The following is a 16603-nucleotide window of genomic DNA, read 5'->3' on the forward strand; positions in this document are numbered from 1 at the left end:
AGCGGCACGAAGAGAGCAGATCGCGAGTCCGCTCCGCGCGTTCCGAAAACTGCCATGACAATCGCACCGGGTAAGGCGCCACAGCGCGAAACAGGGGCGGGGAACCTGGTGTCCGGTTTTCCTTTGTTTGGTGAAGGGAAGGCCGCGAGGTTTCGGCTGCACTTCAGTCAAGGGAAGGGCCGCCCAGTTCAGGCTGCGGCGGCTGTGCGCCAGTTCCCCCGTCTCTTTGCTGGTTCAGCCTCGCGCGCTGCGAGTGAACCAGTGAGGAGAATAATTTTGTCGGATAAAGTCATGTCTCTCGCAAACCCCTCGTTGACCGCGGCTCAAGATGTTGCTGCGATATGCAAAGATCTGTTCCGGAAAACCGAAATCAATTGCTTTTCCTATTCCAGGGTTTATAAGGACGGTTCGCGCGCGGAACTCTGGAGCGATGCCGATGCGCTGGAGCACACCTTTTGCAAGAAGAAATATATTGTGGGTGCGTATACGCCGGATTTCTACGGTGCGAACGAGCGCTACGCAATACTGGAAAGCAAAATCGAGTCATTCCAGATTGCGCTGCGCCAGCGCTACGCGGCGCAACTGGCCGATCAAAGGGTAATTTTTGATCACGCCAGCCCCTTTAAAATTATCAACAAGTGTGACGAATACTGTGAGTATTTCATATTCTACAGCCCGGCATCGAGGCGGTCGGCCGCCAGCTTTTATATAAACAATCTGGATATATTTGAGAATTTTTTGACGTTTTTCAGAATCGTAGCGGTCGACCTGATTTCTGTGGCGTCCAGCAATCGCCTGATCCGCGCGCCTGCGGAAGTCGGTCGAACGGCACTCGGAGGTGCTGGTTTTCTTGCGGCGGATTCCTGGAGCTTACCGAGAGCAGGAACGTATCCGCTTACCGGAAGACAACTGGAAATTGCGCAGTACGTAATAGCTGGACAGACTTCACGCGAGATTGCCCACAGACTGGGCCTCTCTGCACGTACGGTCGAAACGCACATCGACAACATGCGCTCGAGACTCGGCTGCGTCAATAAAACGGAACTCGTTGTACGATTCTCCCACCTTGGCATGATCCAAGGTAGCGTGAGGCGGGAGTCCGGCGCGTGAGGCACGTTCTGCTGCGCGTCGGTGAGTGCGCTCAACATGCGGCGGTTTATTGAGCATGGCCACGCACCGTCTCGGGCCGGTGCGAGAATGCGGTGCTCAAGGGATCGCGGCGATATCGGCGCTTTGGCGAGCGTCAGCCTGAGTGAAGCCGGACGGATTGCCGTGCACGGGGTGAGTAACCGGCGCGAACGTGTAGCGTTTCAACCATTCGCTATAACCGTTTACGAGAAAACCTCCTGAGCGTTGCTGCGCATTCGCGGCCTCGGCCGCGGTTTCGGGACGGGAATGGCCCTTCATTCGACAGTATTGCGTGGCATCGGAGGCGACATGGCGCCCATGGCCAACGGCCAATTCAGCGCGCCCGCAGCTTGTTCGCCTCGACGCGTAGCAGCTTGACGCGCAGATCATCCCAGTGTTCGAGGAAGGCGTCGCGCGCGGTCGGGAAGTCGCGCGTCTTCAGGCAGGCGATCAGATGCTCGTGTTCGCGCACGATCTCCTTCGGGTGTTCGTAGTAATGCTGGCGCTGCACCAGCAGTAACTCGATCTCGCTCTCGATCGCTTCGTAGCTGCGTTGCAGCCGCTCGCTGCCGCTGGCCGACACGATCGCGCGATGGAAGTCGCGATCCGCCGCAACCATGAACGAGACCGGTGCGTCGCCTGGGGCGTCGCGCAGCCGCTCGACAGCATGAATCGCCTCGACGGGGATTTGCCCGGTATGCACGATCATCTTCACCGCCTCGACTTCGAGCACACCCCGAAAACGCGTCACGTCAACGATATCGTCGGCCGAGAACTCCGGCACGAAGAAACCGCGATTGACCACCTGACGCAGGATGCGGCGCCCGACCAGCAACTGTGCGGCCGTGCGAAACGTACTGCGGGAGACCTCGTACTCCTCGGCCATCCTGATGTCACGCAGGTACTCGCCCGGCGCGAAGTCGCCGTTCAGAATGCGGGTCCGGAGCTTCTCGGCAAGCGCTTCGACGGCTGTGGGCCTGGCCGCCTCGGCGACGCTTGCCGGTTTGGAAATTGATGCACTCATATCGCAATAGTTCGTGGGTACCACGATTATATGCGGTGGATGCACCTGAATATGCCGCCTGTCGATGACCGGCTGGTTGGCGCGCCGGGCCATCGCTGATCACAGCCCGGCGAGTACGGCGTCCAGTTCCGTCAGCAGGCGGTCGGCGTCCTTGGCCGCGAACACCAGCGGCGGTCGGATCTTCAGCACGCTCGCGTCCGGCCCGGTCGCCGAAATCAGCACGCGCCGCTGGCGCAGGCCATTGACTACTTTGAGCGCCGTTGCGATATCGGTGTCCTTTTTCGCGCGATCATGCACCATCTCCACGCCGAAATACAGACCCGTGCCGCGTACGTCGCCGATGCATTCGTATTTCCTTGCCAGCCCATTTAGCCCCTCGAAAAAGATCACGAAGGTCCGGCCCGCGCGGCCCACAAACGAAGCGGCGCCGAACACGCCAACCAACGAATCAAAGCCCCCCACAGCCACGGAAATGCCGCCCAAGCAAGAGAAACAGCGCACGCACTGGCCAAACCCAGCCACGACAGCGCCCAGCAACACAACACAACACACCGCACACAAGCACCACATCCGCCAGACCAAACAGACGAAACAGGGCACCACTCCGCGGCGCCAAGCCCCCCAAACGGGCCTCCCAATGCGCAAAAAACCCCACGACAACACGGAACCGATGAACAACCCGCCAACGCAGCGCACCACCGCGGCGACCGACCCCAACAAACAACTCCGGCAGCCGAACACCCCACACCACGAGAAGAAAGACGCGCCGAACAACGACGCCACACCGCACCCGCGACCACGGAAGTCCACCACCCGCAGCGACACCAACGCAGCCAGCCGCGGCCAAAGCCCGCACGGCATGACCCGGCACCAGGCCAGGCCCGGCACACACAGCACACACGGGCCCAGCAAGGCCGAACACACCAGCGAGCAGGAAAAAATCGACCTCAACTCCAAAGTGCCCCGACAGGCCAAACTGCCAACGATCACCCCTCTCGGCCCGATGCAGCGCAGCGCCACGCCCATCCCCAGAGCGCTGGCCCCACAACCGCGCCACGAGAACAGCAGCAGCAACCAGCGGACCGACCTGCAGAACCACGCCACCAGAACACAGCCAGAGGCCAAGATCGGCGAACACATGCAGCGGCAATGCGTGCACAACCACCAGACCCCGCAACTAAAACAACCGACAAGCAGCCGACACGCACGCCACACCCAGACCAAAGCCGGCGAAGCCGCGAAACACGAGGCGCCCAGACAGCCCGACAGACAAACCTTCGCCCCACACACCATACCAACCGGCCAGGAAGAAAACACACAACACGACCGACAGACCAACCGGACGACCCCCGCGACGGCCCGTCGGGTAACGCCGCCAAAGTGCCAAAACCAAGAGCGACCAAAGCACGACCGCATCCAGCCCCGCAAGCAAGCGTCGGCGCCGCCGAAACCGCCGCCTGCCTGCAAAACCCGCGGCCGCGAAGCCGAGCCGCCGCTCAAACAGCGAGCAGCAGAAGCAGGAGCAACCGGCCATAACACCAACGCAAACAACACCGAGGAAACACGAGCATCATCAAGCAGCATGAACCAAACCAGAAGCTCCCATCCCAACTGAGCCAAACGAAGCACAAAGGCCCCCTGGGCCAGGAACAGGTCGGCACGCCATAAAGTCAACAAGACCAGCGCCGCAACGCCCGCCATGGCGAGGCGCCAAAGAAGCAGCAGCCAATCGGCACTCACACGCACAGAAACCAAATAAACGCGAAGCAGGCCCCGCCCGACAAAGAACAGACCCTAAGCGACCTCGAAGGAAAAGACCAACAGAAACACAAGCATGACCGCCCGAGCCAAGGAGAGAGCGAACACCCCGGGTACACAGTCACCAAAGCCGATGATGCCGCCGACGAACAGGCGACCACCTCAGGGCAAGACGACGCTCGAGCCGGGCAAGCAGCAGTGAACGACTGGCGGCCGAAAGCAGCAAAGAGACCGCCCGAAAGAAGCAAAGCGACAAAAGACCGCCTCGACCAGCGAGCGGCGCGACAAGACACCCAGAGGCCCCTGCAATCCCAAAAGGCCCAACAGGTGCAACACGACACACGCAACGACACGGCGCACGTGCACAAGATGGAACCAGAACAGGCCAAGGCGAAACCACGCCAGCACCTCACCAACTGCGCAGCCACAGAGCCCACGCCGGCGAACGACGTCCAACGAAACGACTAACAGAAAGCGAAAGAGCACCAACCCACCACCCACATACGTCAGCGAGGCGAGCGGCACAACAAATCACCCGGCAAGACCCAGAAGCAAACCCCGAACCGCCAACCCAGAAGCGACGACACCAACCCAGCGCACCGCCACCAACCGCAGACCGAGATACGCCCCCGTCAACCAAGGGCGAGAGACGCGCAGAAAGCACCGCCAACAATAGCGGGCCGCAATGAGAAAGGAGAAGACCGCCGCGATCCAAAACCGTCACCATGCGCCAGATATGCCAAACACCCCGCAAGCAAGCGCACCCCAAGCAAGGGAGCACACACCACGGAACCGAGCCCACAGGCAAACGCACAGCACAAACGCGAGCCCAACCCAGGGCGAGAAACATACGGCCCCAGAAGAAAGAGGCGAGCACAACCACGAAAAAGGAACCGCAACACTGGAACCAACGAGGGACGGACAAGAACGGCGCGTAAACCAAAATCACCAAGCCTTACCCGAAGAAACCCACCCAACGGATCCACAAAAACAAACGGAGGGCCACCAACACCACAACGCCGCTAAAAATCGACACGAAACCCCACACAACCGGAGAAGTCGAGGTCGTCAGCATCCGCAACGGCAAACCCGAGCCAGGATCAGAGGACCACCCGGCACCACCCCGGACGCCGGCACAGCGCGCACACAAAGGCCGCAACGCCAAAGAGCAGCCAAGACCGAACCGACGCGACTGCCCTCAACAGAACCGCGACCCACCCCAACGGACCACGGCAAACCCCAGCCACCCGCTGCCACAAGAGACCGCCGCCGAAAACGACCGCGACCGGGAAAACCGAAGCACCGGGCCCCCAAACAGAAGCAAGAACCCACAGAACATCGAAACCCGGCCGCGCTCCCCCGACGCCACACCGCCGGGCGGCACCACAAAGCACAGCCACAACAAGCGAGACACAAGCCACCCTCGAAGAACCACAGGACAGGCAGACAAGGGAGGACAGCGCCAACCACCAGACACCACAACCCAGCCCCCAACAGCCGCTCCAGCCAGCCCAAGCGGCATCCCGCAGACGCAAGCAACCGGACAACACCAACGCACTCCACACGCAACCGAAACCCAAGCCGGCAACAGAAACAGTAAAGGCACCCAAACAGGAACCACTCCCACCCAAGACACGAAGACCCCTGATGGAACAACGAAGTCCGCGATCGCCCGGCAAAGAGGAATCCCACTTCCGCAAACGTCCGCCAAGCCGTCCAGCCTGCAGGACGCGCCAGGGGCAAAAAGCAGACCCCATCCCACCAAAACGGCCCACGTCACCAGCACGCGCCAAACCGACGGCCGGAACACACCGCCGAAAACCGGGCGCGAAAACCGAGACCCAACATTACAACAATACCCCTACCCCCAGCAGATCCGGACCAAGAACCCCAACCGGCGGCGCAACCCCAAACAGGGACAACCGACCCGCCCGCCATCGGCCCACAAAACCCCAGCAAAAACACAGCCCGACGCGCCGAAACCAAAGAAAAGCAACCCAGAGAAAGATCAGGAGACCGAGCGCCAACCCAACCAGAAGACGGCGCGGAGAGAAACCAGGCCCCGACAAGCACTGTCGGCGGGACCTGGTACGCAAGCTAGCCCCCGGCAGAGCGAAAACACACCCGACACCGGAAACCAGATCCGCCAACTGGAACAGACTCCGCGGCGCTGTACCGCAGCCCGCCGCACCCGCCACCGAATCGGAAGCGAACCGCGGGCGAGACAACACCGGACCCATCAGCGGACGAAAGCCCACCCGAGACGAGAGCCCCGAACGTACCACCCACAGCGCCGCGCCAAAGCGGCACGCACAAAGCAAGCGCAGTGCTCAACGACACCGCAAAGCCCCGCAACCAACCCCAGGCCAGCCAGAAGCCGCACAGCGAGAAATGACCACCAGCACCACACCGAACACCGCAACCGGGATGGCCAGCAACGCCAACAAACCCAGACATCCGGCCAAACACAAGACCCCCCAGACCGGCCGACAAACACATGACCGAACTGCCGATACGGGACCCCGCAACACAGGGACCGACAGCACAAGGACCAGCAAAGGCACGGCCACAAGGACCGAACCCAGGCAACACCAGAAGAACAGCAATCCCCGAAGCAGAACCCCAACCGACCGAAACATGGACGAAAAGACCAGCACGCACCCCCACCAACCACCGCCGTCCAAACACCCGACGACGCCAGCCAACCGCGCCCCGAGCGACGCGAAAGCCCTCATCAACCGCGAAAAGTCCCCGAAGACCACCCCAAACAGCTTCCATGCCACCCAAACCAAAGAGAGCACCCCCAATACGGCCAGAAGACAGCCCAAGGCCGGCACCGCCAAAGACAACTGATCCGCCAACGCTGCGAACAAACGCAAGCCAATACGCGAGCACACCCGAAACACAGAACGAACGACGACCACGCGCAACGGCCGCCAGACACAAAACACCCAGACCCAAAGACAGGCGGTGAAAAACGAGACGAAAGTTGCCACCACGACACCGTAAAGGCGATGGACGAAGAGTTCCCGAACCATATCGCCCACGCCGAAGCTGACAAGGGCACCAAACCAGGAAAACGGGACGAATCAAACAACGAACGCGACCACAACAGCAGCCCCCATCAAATACCAAGCCCGAGGGACTCCACAGCAAAACACCCAGCCCAAAACCACCGCGACCAAGCACCGACCACGATGCCGCCAGGACACATCGAACCAAAAAAAAGTTGGCGCCGACAAAGAAGCGAAAACAGAAAAAAACCAACCCGAAAACTCCCAGACAGAAGCCGCAGCAACGCACACGGTGGCAAACAGCCCCGGGTGCGGACAGCGGAAGACGAGCGAAGAAACACTCGCAATCAACCCGCCGTCAGCATCCACACACAAGACGAAGAAACGCCGCCAAGCGGAAACCAACCCAACAGGACCGACGGAAAAATAAAAACGAAGTGCAACCCCGACAGCCCACACCTGCGCAGGCAAAACGAGCAGAAGAGGCCCGAGCGCAAAACCAAGGTCGAACTCGCCAACGCGGGCGCACGATCGGCAAACCAGGCCCTGACCCGCGTAAACACCCCACAGCACACACCCGTCAAACAGCGCCACGGCGCGCTCACACAAAACGACAAACCCGAAAACCCCCAGCTCGCGCTGACCACCACGACCCCCGCAAATCACCATCCAGAAAACGTCGAAAATGGCACAGAAGCCCTCCCCCACGTCGACGAGAACAGGAAGCAACACCACCAAACCGACCGCGAACACGTCCTGCACAACCACGTCACGCACAACGAGAGCCAACACCACAGAGACACCCACGCGAACCTCGAGCACAACATCGAGATCCAGAACGACCACAGCTGCGGACGCAGACACGAGACACACAACAGGAAACCCAAGCTCCGCGACACCAAGGCGCCCACCGGAGCACACGCACACCAAACGACCACGTTCGACGAACCGGACAAGAAAGAAAAAAATATCGCAATCACAGCCAGAACCCCCAGAGGCCAACACAACACCCACAGGCAGGCGGCCGTTACAAAGCCACGTGACCACACCCAAGAGGCGCCCAGCGGCCGCCGCCAACCCTGAACGAAGCCCGCCAACAACGACCTCGAGCAACAAAGCAAACCAGGCGTTCGGAGCCCCCCACAAACCGAAAAAACCCGGCCAGAAGGCAACACTGCCGGCAACAAGCATAACCTCACAGCCCCGATGCCGCACACCAAGCGCCCACGCAAGCTTCGGCAGAACCAGCACGACAGCCCAGACCAGAAAACGGATCCCAATCGCAAAAAACGGTGCCCCGGACCGGAAAACAAACACAGGGACACCAGACGCGCCGCCCACCACATACGCCCCGACCACATCCCCGCATTGCGCACACACAACGCCAGAACCAAAACCCACCCCCAGCCCATGCATGCCGCGCTCCAGCCGCACGACCATCCAGCCAACGCCCACAACAGCAAACAATGCCGCGCGCGGGTGCAACAACACCAAAGTCAACACGCACAACGCGAGATCCGACGCGCAATCCACACCCACGGCAGACATCACCAAAGCGAAAAAGACACAAAAGCACGCCACAACGAACGTCACCCCAACGACAGACAAAGCAACCAGCAAGCTACGCGCAAAGCCAAGACAAACCACCCAACACACCAGGCCGAAAGCCCGAAGCCCCGCAGCCAAAAACACACACCCACAAAGGGCCAGACCGGCAAGCCGCAACAGCAGGGCAAGTACAGCGGAAGCGTACAGGCAACACGCAGGCAACAACACCCCCACCAGACCCACGCCCACGAGACAAACCCAAGCCCAGACAGAGAGCACCACAACGCCGACGCCGGCAACACCCCAACCACGGACCACCACACCGACCTCGAAACACAATGCGAAGGACAACCGAACCGCCACGCCGAAACCCACAAGCGCCCCCGCGCAAGCGACGCGAACAAAAACAAGACGCAGCACGCAGCCATCGTGCCCTAGCAACAGCACCTACGAGAACCGCGTCAGGGCAAACCCAACAGCGAACACGAACACACGAAGACCAAGGCCAAAGAACGCCCACACGAACCGGACGGTCGACACCAAGAAACCACCCACCCAGGAGGACACCTGAACCCGGACAACCGAAACCAATGCGGCTGCCCCAAACGCCGCCCCAAAACGAACGCCGACCACAATCAGGCAAAGCTCCAGACGGGCGAGGGAGCGATGCAGGCCCCAAACAACCAGCAATACAGAGGCACGGCCCAACCACAACAAAGCCACCAAGCACAAATGGCCACTCACCCCACAAGACGCCCCCGAAACACACAACGCAAAGGACGAAAACCCACCAAAGAAGTCCACCGCGAACTGAACAAGAAGGGCACCTAAACCAACCAGGAAAAAACCTCCAACCCCAAGCCAAGCCAGCCAGACCACCAGACGGAAGGCCAGACGCGCCACCCCCAAAAACACACCCGGACGGATGAGAACAAAGAGACGCGCGGACGCCACAACCAATACCGATACACCGACCACACGCAACACCGGCAAGACGCCCAGCAGAAGCACCAAGAACACGAGAACGACGCAATCACAGGAAAATAAACACAAAAAAAAGAGGCCGTCAAAAACCAAATCCCAGAACACGGGCAACTCCGGCGAACACAAGGCGCTGCCCAACCGAACCGACACGGCCCAGAAAACAAGAGCGCCCGCCGCACCCGAGGGAGGCAAACGCAGACAGGTCACCTACTCAAAGTGCCCACCAAAGATCAGAAAAAACACCCGGCGCAGTACACACGGACGACGAAGCCTCCACAACGGACGACCAAGGGAGGCCATTACACAAACGAAGCGGTCGCAAAGGGCCAGAAAATGGCCCACCCACAACGACCCATTAACGCGAACAACCGAAAACACGCCGACAGCTCCCGACAACCCCACGACCAGAAGGTCGACCAAAATCAGCCAAACCCCCAGACTGGGGCAGGAACCAACCACAACAAAAACGAGCAGCGCCACATATACACCGCCGAACCCGAACAGTGCCACAACGCGAAAAAGACCAATGACCCAACGCGACGCGACGCAAAAACAGCACGCAACGGACTCCAGCCGCCACAGCACCACGACCGCCTCAAGAACCAGACCGAAGCCGTCGCAAGGGAAGAAAATCCAGCGAGCCCCACCCGTGACGAAACGCAACCAAACACGGTCTGCCACGCAATGAAACAGGAACGCGACCGCAACCGGCGTTAGACAAAAAAGAATCGCCGCTACCGAAAGCGAAACCCAGACGACAAACCCACGGACCAGCCGCAAGCCATCCAGCTGGACCAGCAAGAAAGCCCGAAAGACGGGCAAATTGCAGATGAAACACCAAAAAAATACGTCGCTCAAGAAAACAGCGCAGCAACTGAGAAACCGCGGTGAGCGAACGGCACGACCGAACGCCCGGCGCACGCCCACAAAACCGAGGCACCCCACCACCAGGGACAGCCCAGGGCCCCCAAACTCATGCAACCCGGACTGGAAGACATGGAGCAACACAAACACGGCGCGCAGGACACCCCGACCGGGAAACCACCCGAACAAAAGACGCCGGGTAGCCACTACAGGCACCTGGAAAAAGAAAAAGGACCAATCGGCAAGACGGCACAACCCCCGATGCACGACAACGACCGAAAACGCACCGACACCCCTGCCGAAGCGCAGGACCACAAGGCTCTCGCAAAGCGCGCTTCCGCCCTGAACCGCGAAGGAAGCGAGGCCAAAAAACTGACGCACGGCCAGAGCGACATCCTCGAACGCGAGCACGAGACCAGCGGCAACGACATCCACCCACGCTGGGCCCGCGACCAGAGAACAGCCCCCGCAGTCGCACCGCGTCCACCGCGACACGTCCGTCCAAAGACTGAGATCGAAGAGAGCCCAACCGCCCAGCACCAAGAAGTCACGCGCAGCCACGTCACCGCGGCAACAAAGCACAACGACCGGCGAAGCGACCGCAAAATGAAGCAAGTCGACACCGAAGAAAAGAGGCCACGCAACACCCCCGCGCATCCAAACAAAGCCGCGCCACAGCCCGACGAAAAGCAGGATGGGAACATCAGCCAAGCGATGGAACAATATCAAGCAACAGACAGCAAGACCCAAACAGCCCCGCAGCTACACGGCGAGCAACCGCACACCCAGACACCAACCCACCCCCCGGAAAGCAACGAACCGACCGTACACGAGCCCGAACCCAAACCCGACGAAAATTGCGCACAAACGATGAACCACAAAAAGAGAGCAGAGAACGAACGTGAACACAAGAGCGTACCGCTCACCCGCATCCCCACCACACCCACCCGCCAGCTCAACGCCCATGTAGTCGCAATACGAGCACGCAACGACGGCCGAGCAACCGCATGGATCCGCGAGAAGCGGACAAGAAAAGACCCCCAACTCAAAAACAGCAACGTCCCGGCAGAAAAAACCAGCACAAACTGGCGAAGCAAACAACAACAAAACCGAGAAGAAACCGAATCGAACATCGCGACCAAGACCCCGCCGCCGCGACAGAAGGGCGAACCAGAGCCCGGCGACACCCCGGACGGGCGTAGCAGTCAACCCATGTACCAGACCAACGATAAAAACGAACAACCCACAAGGAACCAAGACGGCGAAATGCACCGCACCGCGGCGGCAAACACGGAACCACGAAGCAACAAACAAGCAACAGCGAAAAAGGCAGCGACAAGAAACACCAGCAAAAGACGGGCAATAACGCCGAAAAAACGAAGCACCAAAAAACCAAACCCGACAACGCCCGTGGCCAGAAGCGCGAACAACCGACCCGCAACACTACAACACAAACGCGCCCACCAAACCATCAAGACGTCGGGAGACCCGCAAACAGCGGCCGCGAATGAACAGCACACCATCCGGACAACCACCGGAGGAAAGGCGCGCGGCGCGAAAAAGGCAACATCCGCGCAGAAAAACCGAATCCGAACGCCGCAGGGAACCAACAGCACAACGGCGATGCACGAGAAGGCACCACGACGAAACAGACCCGACGCGCGTCAGACCGCGGCCATCACCATCACGCGACGCGGTGACGGCACGTATACGCTCGCCATCAGCGGTCTGGGGAAGCTCGATCTGACGCTGCAAAAAGTGCGCTACGCCAAGGACTTCATTCCTATGTTCGGGCGCCGCTGGCGCAGCCTGAGTCCAGGAAATCTGGAAGGCGTGCGTTCCGGTCACGAAGGAACGGGGCGCTGGCGACTCGACGCACCGACGCCAATGGAAAAAATGCGGGTGCTGGACCCTTGTGTCGATGAAGCCACACTCAAAGAGATTCGGAAGCGGGCGGTCGATCTCTGTCCGGTGATCGGAGAGAGCCAGATTGCTGCGTCGTGGGCGGGCTACATTGATACGACGCCGGACGGCGTTCCCGCTATTGGCGAAACGAAGGAACTACCTGGGCTCGTGCTGGCCGCAGGCTTGAGCGGCCACGGTTTTGGCATCGGCCCGGGGTGTGGCCATCTAGTGGCGGATCTGGTCACAGGTGCGAAGCCGATCGTCGATCCCGAACCCTACCGTCCGGCGCGACTCAACGAATCGGTGTGGGGAAAGGTCGCCGACTTTTAAGGCCAGTTATTTGTCGCTCGCGTGCTTGGTGTCGGATATGTGCACCAGTACGCCAGCTTTGGAGTTTGTCATGCTTTTCAGTTCTTACTGGCTGGACACATCCGAGCCATTCGTTAGCAGCTCGCCCGATGTGCATGGCGGAAGTTGCGACGTCGTGGTGGTCGGTGGAGGTATCACGGGCTCGGCGGCTGCATTGGCGCTAGCCAAAAAAGGCGCGCGCGTCATGGTCTGCGAAGCGGGAACCGTGGGGCAGGCGGCGTCGGGGCGCAATGGCGGCATGTGCAACAACGGCTTCGCACAGGATTATGCTTCACTCTCGCAGCACATCGGCACGGAACTGGCCAACCGGCTGTATCTTGCGTTCGATGCGGGTGTCGATACCGTTGAGCGGCTGGTCAGGGAAGAGTCGATCGATTGCGATTTCGTCCGCCGGGGAAAGCTCAAGCTCGCGGCGAAGCCCGAGCACTACGACAAGCTTGCGCGAAGTCAGGCGTTGCTCGCCGCGAGCGTGGACCCCGATACGCGCCTTGTGACGAAGGCAGAGCTTCGTGACGAGATCGGCTCAGACCGCTATCACGGCGGGTTGATCTTTGAGAAGAGTGCCGGGATGCACGTCGGTCGATATGTTCGTGGTCTCGCGAAGGCTGCGCAAGCGCGCGGCGCACACATTCTGGAGCAGACGCCGGTTCTGGGATTGCAGAGGCAATCTCAGGGCTTATACGTGGTCCGAACGCCGCGGGGAGAGATCCGCACGCCGCAGGTGCTTCTGGCGAGCGGCATCTCGCAGGTGGGACCGTTCGGCTGGATCCGGCGCAGGATTGTGCCGGTCGGGGCTTTTATCATCGTCACCGAGCCTTTGCCGCAGGAACTGCTCGACCGGTTGCTGCCAACCCGCCGGATGGCGACCGACACAAAGAACTTCGTCAACTTCTTTCGTGTCACTCCCGACAACCGGATGCTATTTGGCGGTCGTGCGCGATTCGCGACGTCGAACCCGCGTTCGGACGAAAAGAGCGGGATGATCCTGCGACGGCAGATGGCCGCCGTGTTTCCCGAGCTGGCCAGCGTGCGTATCGACTATTGCTGGGGTGGGATGGTCGACATGACCGCCAATCGCCTGCCCCGTGCGGGCGAGCGAGACGGCGTGTACTACTCGATGGGCTATAGCGGACACGGCACCCACATGGCCACACTGATGGGCACACTGATGGCGGAGATCATGGACGGACGCGCCGAGCTCAACCCGTGGAAAGACTTCGACTGGCCCGCCATCCCCGGGCATTTTGGCAAACCATGGTTCTTGCCCTTCGTGGGCGCATGGTACCGACTCAAGGACGCACTGCAATGAATTCACCTGTTCTTCATCTGACGCAGGCGGGACGGCTCGATCGGTTCTTTATCGGCGGCAAATGGGTGGCGCCCGAAGGTACCGGTCGAATCGCCGTCGTTTCGCCGTCTACGGAAGAAACGCTCTGCGACATTCCGCTTGGGAACGCACGCGACGTCCACCGGGCGGTAGAAGCCGCCCGCGAAGCGTTCGTGCGATGGTCCGTGACGTCGCCGCAGGAGCGCGCCGCACGGCTTGACCGCGTCCATGCGCTGCTTCTCGAGCGCACCGAGCTATTCGCCCAGGCCCTGACGATGGAGATGGGCGCACCGATTAGCTATGCTCGCGGCGCCCATGTGCCGCTTGCGGCCGAACATATCCGCGTGGCGCGGGACAATCTGGCGAACTATCCGTTCCGCGTTCGACGTGGCACGACTGCGATCGTACGTGAGCCGATCGGAGTGTGTGCGCTGATTACGCCGTGGAACTGGCCGATCTATCAGATCACGGCCAAGGTCGGTCCTGCGCTGGCAGCAGGCTGCACCGTGGTCCTGAAACCTAGCGAGCTCTCGCCGCTAAGCGCCTTGCTGTTCGCCGAGGTCATCGCGGACGCGGATGTCCCCGCCGGCGTATTCAACCTGGTGAGTGGCTCTGGCACGGAAGTCGGCGCGTCGCTTGCGGGACATCCGCAAGTCGATATGGTTTCGATCACAGGTTCGACGCGCGCCGGTGTGCTGGTCGCAGAGGCGGCGGCGCCGACTGTCAAGCGCGTGGCTCAGGAGCTTGGAGGCAAGTCACCAAACGTTGTGCTACCCGATGCCGACCTCCCACGTGCCGTATCGCTGGGCGTCGCCGCCGCATACCGGAATATGGGCCAGTCGTGCAGCGCGCCGACGCGCCTGATCGTACCGCGCAGCGTGCTGAACCAGGTTGACGAGCTGGCCGTAGCGGCGACGGAACAAATGATCGTTGGTGACCCGTTCGCCGAGGCGACGACGCACGGTCCCCTGGCCAATCGCGCGCAGTTCGAGCGGGTGCAGCGGATGGTCGAAGCTGGCATTGACGAGGGGGCAAAGCTGGTCGCGGGTGGTCGTGGAAGACCAGCGGGACTCAGCAAGGGCTTCTATGCACGACCGACTGTCTTCTCCAATGTCCGCACCGACATGACGATTGCGCAGCAGGAGATCTTCGGTCCAGTTCTCACAATCCTTCCTTACGACATGGTCGAGGAAGCAGTCACTATCGCAAACGACACGGTTTATGGGCTCGGTGCACACGTTCAAGGCACAGACAAGACTCTCTTGCATGCGGTAGCCGCACGCATCCAGTCGGGCCAGGTTCATCTGAACTATCCGGCATGGGACCCACAGGCTCCGTTCGGAGGATACAAGCAGTCTGGCAATGGTAGAGAGTATGGAATCGAAGGGATGGAAGAGTACATGGAGGTGAAGTCAATCCTCGGGTTCTACGATTGATGCCATTGGTACGCCCGACGCTGTGAATATAAAGCTGTTTGCTTTCTAATGGTGCCCAAATTGGAAACGACTGTAATCACCGAAACATCGCTGACCGAGCATCACGTCCATTGGACGAGGCTGCGACGCGATCTTCACGCTCATCCCGAATTGCGATTTGAAGAGCACAGGACGGCAGACGTCGTCGCGCGCGAACTCGAAGAACTCGGCTATACGATATCTCGCGGGCTCGGAGGAACGGGAGTCGTCGCGAGCCTGCCTGGTGCGAACCCGGACCGGGGAATTGTGCTCCGTGCGGACCTGGATGCGTTGCCGATCCACGAAGTCAATGACTTCGCGCACGCATCGGGCGCAGATGGAATCATGCATGCCTGCGGGCATGACGGCCATACGGTAATGTTGCTGGGTGCTGCGCGCGTCCTGAAACAATTGCCGCAGTTGCCTGGCACGGTTCATTTTGTATTTCAGCCCGGAGAGGAGGGAGGCGCAGGCGCGCGGAAGATGATCGATGACGGGCTGTTCGAACAATGTCCGACCGAAGCGGTGTTCGGCATGCACAACTGGCCCGGTCTGCCCGCTGGACATTTTGGCCTGCGAACCGGCCCGATCATGGCGGCAGGCTCTCGATTTTGCATCAAGGTAACAGGCAAGGGTGCTCACGCGGCGCAGCCGCATCTAGGCCTCGATCCAATACCGCTGGCGTGTTCGATCGTACTCCAGTGTCAGACGATCGCGGCGCGGCACAAGGATCCGGTGGATCCCGCCGTCATTTCCGTGTGCATGTTCCACGCAGGGAACACGGACAATGTCATTCCGGATAGCGCAGAGCTGCGAGGGACGGTTCGCACGCTGTCGTCCGCTTTGCAACAGAAGTTACAGCGCGATATCCAGCTCATGTGCGAAGGGTTAGCCGCCGCATATGGCGCGCAAGTCGAGGTCACGTTTTTCCAATACTACCCCGCGACAATCAACTCGTCGGCCGAGACCGCACTCTGCGAAGCGGTTATTCGCGAGACGTTCGGCGGCGAGCGCCTGAACCGTGACATCCCGTCGAACATGACATCGGAAGACTTCGGCTTCATGCTGGAGGAGCGGCCCGGCGCTTATGTGCTGATCGGCAACGCTCCTATGGGAACGACCGCGCCGTCTCTGCATCATCCGGAGTACGATTTCAACGACGACATTATTCCGGCCGGCGTCCGGTATTGGGTCGCTTTGGCGCAGCATTACTTCGGTGCGGTGTGAC

General features: G+C 60.5%; 13 protein-coding genes. 7 read left to right on the forward strand and 6 right to left on the reverse strand.

Annotated elements, in window-relative coordinates:
* Positions 1-54: 54 nt before the first annotated feature.
* Positions 55-1110: a helix-turn-helix transcriptional regulator gene (locus BLQ92_RS08555; protein ID WP_090683415.1), complete on the forward strand. Its 1056-nt coding sequence runs from the start codon at positions 55-57 to the stop codon at positions 1108-1110.
* A 96-nt stretch (positions 1111-1206) separates the two neighbouring features.
* On the opposite strand, the gene BLQ92_RS08560 is transcribed toward BLQ92_RS08555, so the two are convergent.
* The 3 genes from BLQ92_RS08560 to BLQ92_RS39885 all read right to left on the reverse strand — a co-directional run bounded on the left by BLQ92_RS08560 (position 1207) and on the right by BLQ92_RS39885 (position 2587).
* Positions 1207-1407 carry a hypothetical protein gene (locus BLQ92_RS08560; RefSeq protein ID WP_090683417.1) on the reverse strand — a complete coding sequence of 67 codons (201 nt, stop codon included), beginning with the start codon at positions 1405-1407 and terminating at the stop codon, positions 1207-1209.
* Positions 1408-1462: 55 nt separating this feature from the next.
* Positions 1463-2152, reverse strand: a complete 690-nt coding sequence (locus tag BLQ92_RS08565; RefSeq protein WP_090684014.1) for a GntR family transcriptional regulator — start codon at positions 2150-2152, stop codon at positions 1463-1465.
* 99 nt (positions 2153-2251) lie between these two features.
* Positions 2252-2587 carry an aminotransferase class III-fold pyridoxal phosphate-dependent enzyme gene (locus tag BLQ92_RS39885; RefSeq protein ID WP_176860731.1) on the reverse strand — a complete coding sequence of 112 codons (336 nt, stop codon included), beginning with the start codon at positions 2585-2587 and terminating at the stop codon, positions 2252-2254.
* Between the two features lie 202 nt (positions 2588-2789).
* Here BLQ92_RS39885 and BLQ92_RS39890 point away from each other — a divergent pair, with 202 nt between their 5' ends.
* Both BLQ92_RS39890 and BLQ92_RS39270 read left to right on the forward strand, forming a co-directional pair.
* The gene (locus BLQ92_RS39890; RefSeq protein ID WP_176860732.1) at positions 2790-3767 is read left to right on the forward strand and encodes a hypothetical protein; all 978 of its coding nucleotides are present in this window, start codon (positions 2790-2792) and stop codon (positions 3765-3767) included.
* 2780 nt (positions 3768-6547) lie between these two features.
* A complete protein-coding gene (locus BLQ92_RS39270) occupies positions 6548-6763 on the forward strand; it encodes a hypothetical protein (protein ID WP_143016535.1) in 216 nt (71 codons plus the stop codon).
* Positions 6764-6999: 236 nt separating this feature from the next.
* Here the strand turns inward: BLQ92_RS39270 and BLQ92_RS08580 are convergent, their stop codons facing one another.
* The 3 genes from BLQ92_RS08580 to BLQ92_RS39275 all read right to left on the reverse strand — a co-directional run bounded on the left by BLQ92_RS08580 (position 7000) and on the right by BLQ92_RS39275 (position 10314).
* Positions 7000-8892: a type III PLP-dependent enzyme domain-containing protein gene (locus BLQ92_RS08580; protein WP_143016536.1), complete on the reverse strand. Its 1893-nt coding sequence runs from the start codon at positions 8890-8892 to the stop codon at positions 7000-7002.
* Positions 8893-8919: 27 nt separating this feature from the next.
* Complete coding sequence (locus BLQ92_RS08585; protein ID WP_090683423.1) at positions 8920-9561, reverse strand: hypothetical protein; 642 nt, start codon at positions 9559-9561, stop codon at positions 8920-8922.
* Between the two features lie 102 nt (positions 9562-9663).
* Positions 9664-10314 carry a hypothetical protein gene (locus BLQ92_RS39275; RefSeq protein WP_143016537.1) on the reverse strand — a complete coding sequence of 217 codons (651 nt, stop codon included), beginning with the start codon at positions 10312-10314 and terminating at the stop codon, positions 9664-9666.
* A gap of 138 nt (positions 10315-10452) precedes the next feature.
* On the opposite strand from BLQ92_RS39275, the gene BLQ92_RS40605 reads away from it, so the two are divergent.
* The 4 genes from BLQ92_RS40605 to BLQ92_RS08610 all read left to right on the forward strand — a co-directional run bounded on the left by BLQ92_RS40605 (position 10453) and on the right by BLQ92_RS08610 (position 16602).
* Positions 10453-12555, forward strand: a complete 2103-nt coding sequence (locus BLQ92_RS40605) for an FAD-dependent oxidoreductase (RefSeq protein WP_244896628.1) — start codon at positions 10453-10455, stop codon at positions 12553-12555.
* A 70-nt stretch (positions 12556-12625) separates the two neighbouring features.
* On the forward strand, positions 12626-13903 hold the full coding sequence (locus BLQ92_RS08600) for an NAD(P)/FAD-dependent oxidoreductase (RefSeq protein ID WP_090683428.1): 1278 nt from the start codon (positions 12626-12628) through the stop codon (positions 13901-13903).
* Positions 13900-15357, forward strand: a complete 1458-nt coding sequence (locus BLQ92_RS08605; protein WP_090683430.1) for an aldehyde dehydrogenase family protein — start codon at positions 13900-13902, stop codon at positions 15355-15357. Before BLQ92_RS08600 ends, BLQ92_RS08605 begins: the two co-directional genes overlap by 4 nt.
* Positions 15358-15405: 48 nt before the next feature.
* Entirely contained in the window at positions 15406-16602 is a 1197-nt protein-coding gene (locus tag BLQ92_RS08610; RefSeq protein ID WP_425312407.1) for a M20 aminoacylase family protein, read from the forward strand.
* Position 16603 lies beyond the last annotated feature (1 nt).

The organism is Paraburkholderia phenazinium, from assembly GCF_900100735.1.
GTDB lineage: Bacteria > Pseudomonadota > Gammaproteobacteria > Burkholderiales > Burkholderiaceae > Paraburkholderia > Paraburkholderia phenazinia.

What these genes read in the sequence shown, in the direction of transcription:
- BLQ92_RS08555 (WP_090683415.1), top strand. Translation starts at nt 55, where the DNA reads ATGACAATCGCACCGGGTAAGGCGCCACAGCGCGAAACAGGGGCGGGG.
- BLQ92_RS08560 (WP_090683417.1), bottom strand. Translation starts at nt 1,407, where the DNA reads ATGAAGGGCCATTCCCGTCCCGAAACCGCGGCCGAGGCCGCGAATGCG.
- BLQ92_RS08565 (WP_090684014.1), bottom strand. Translation starts at nt 2,152, where the DNA reads ATGAGTGCATCAATTTCCAAACCGGCAAGCGTCGCCGAGGCGGCCAGG.
- BLQ92_RS39890 (WP_176860732.1), top strand. Translation starts at nt 2,790, where the DNA reads ATGCGCAAAAAACCCCACGACAACACGGAACCGATGAACAACCCGCCA.
- BLQ92_RS39270 (WP_143016535.1), top strand. Translation starts at nt 6,548, where the DNA reads ATGGACGAAAAGACCAGCACGCACCCCCACCAACCACCGCCGTCCAAA.
- BLQ92_RS40605 (WP_244896628.1), top strand. Translation starts at nt 10,453, where the DNA reads ATGGAGCAACACAAACACGGCGCGCAGGACACCCCGACCGGGAAACCA.
- BLQ92_RS08600 (WP_090683428.1), top strand. Translation starts at nt 12,626, where the DNA reads ATGCTTTTCAGTTCTTACTGGCTGGACACATCCGAGCCATTCGTTAGC.
- BLQ92_RS08605 (WP_090683430.1), top strand. Translation starts at nt 13,900, where the DNA reads ATGAATTCACCTGTTCTTCATCTGACGCAGGCGGGACGGCTCGATCGG.
- BLQ92_RS08610 (WP_425312407.1), top strand. Translation starts at nt 15,406, where the DNA reads ATGGTGCCCAAATTGGAAACGACTGTAATCACCGAAACATCGCTGACC.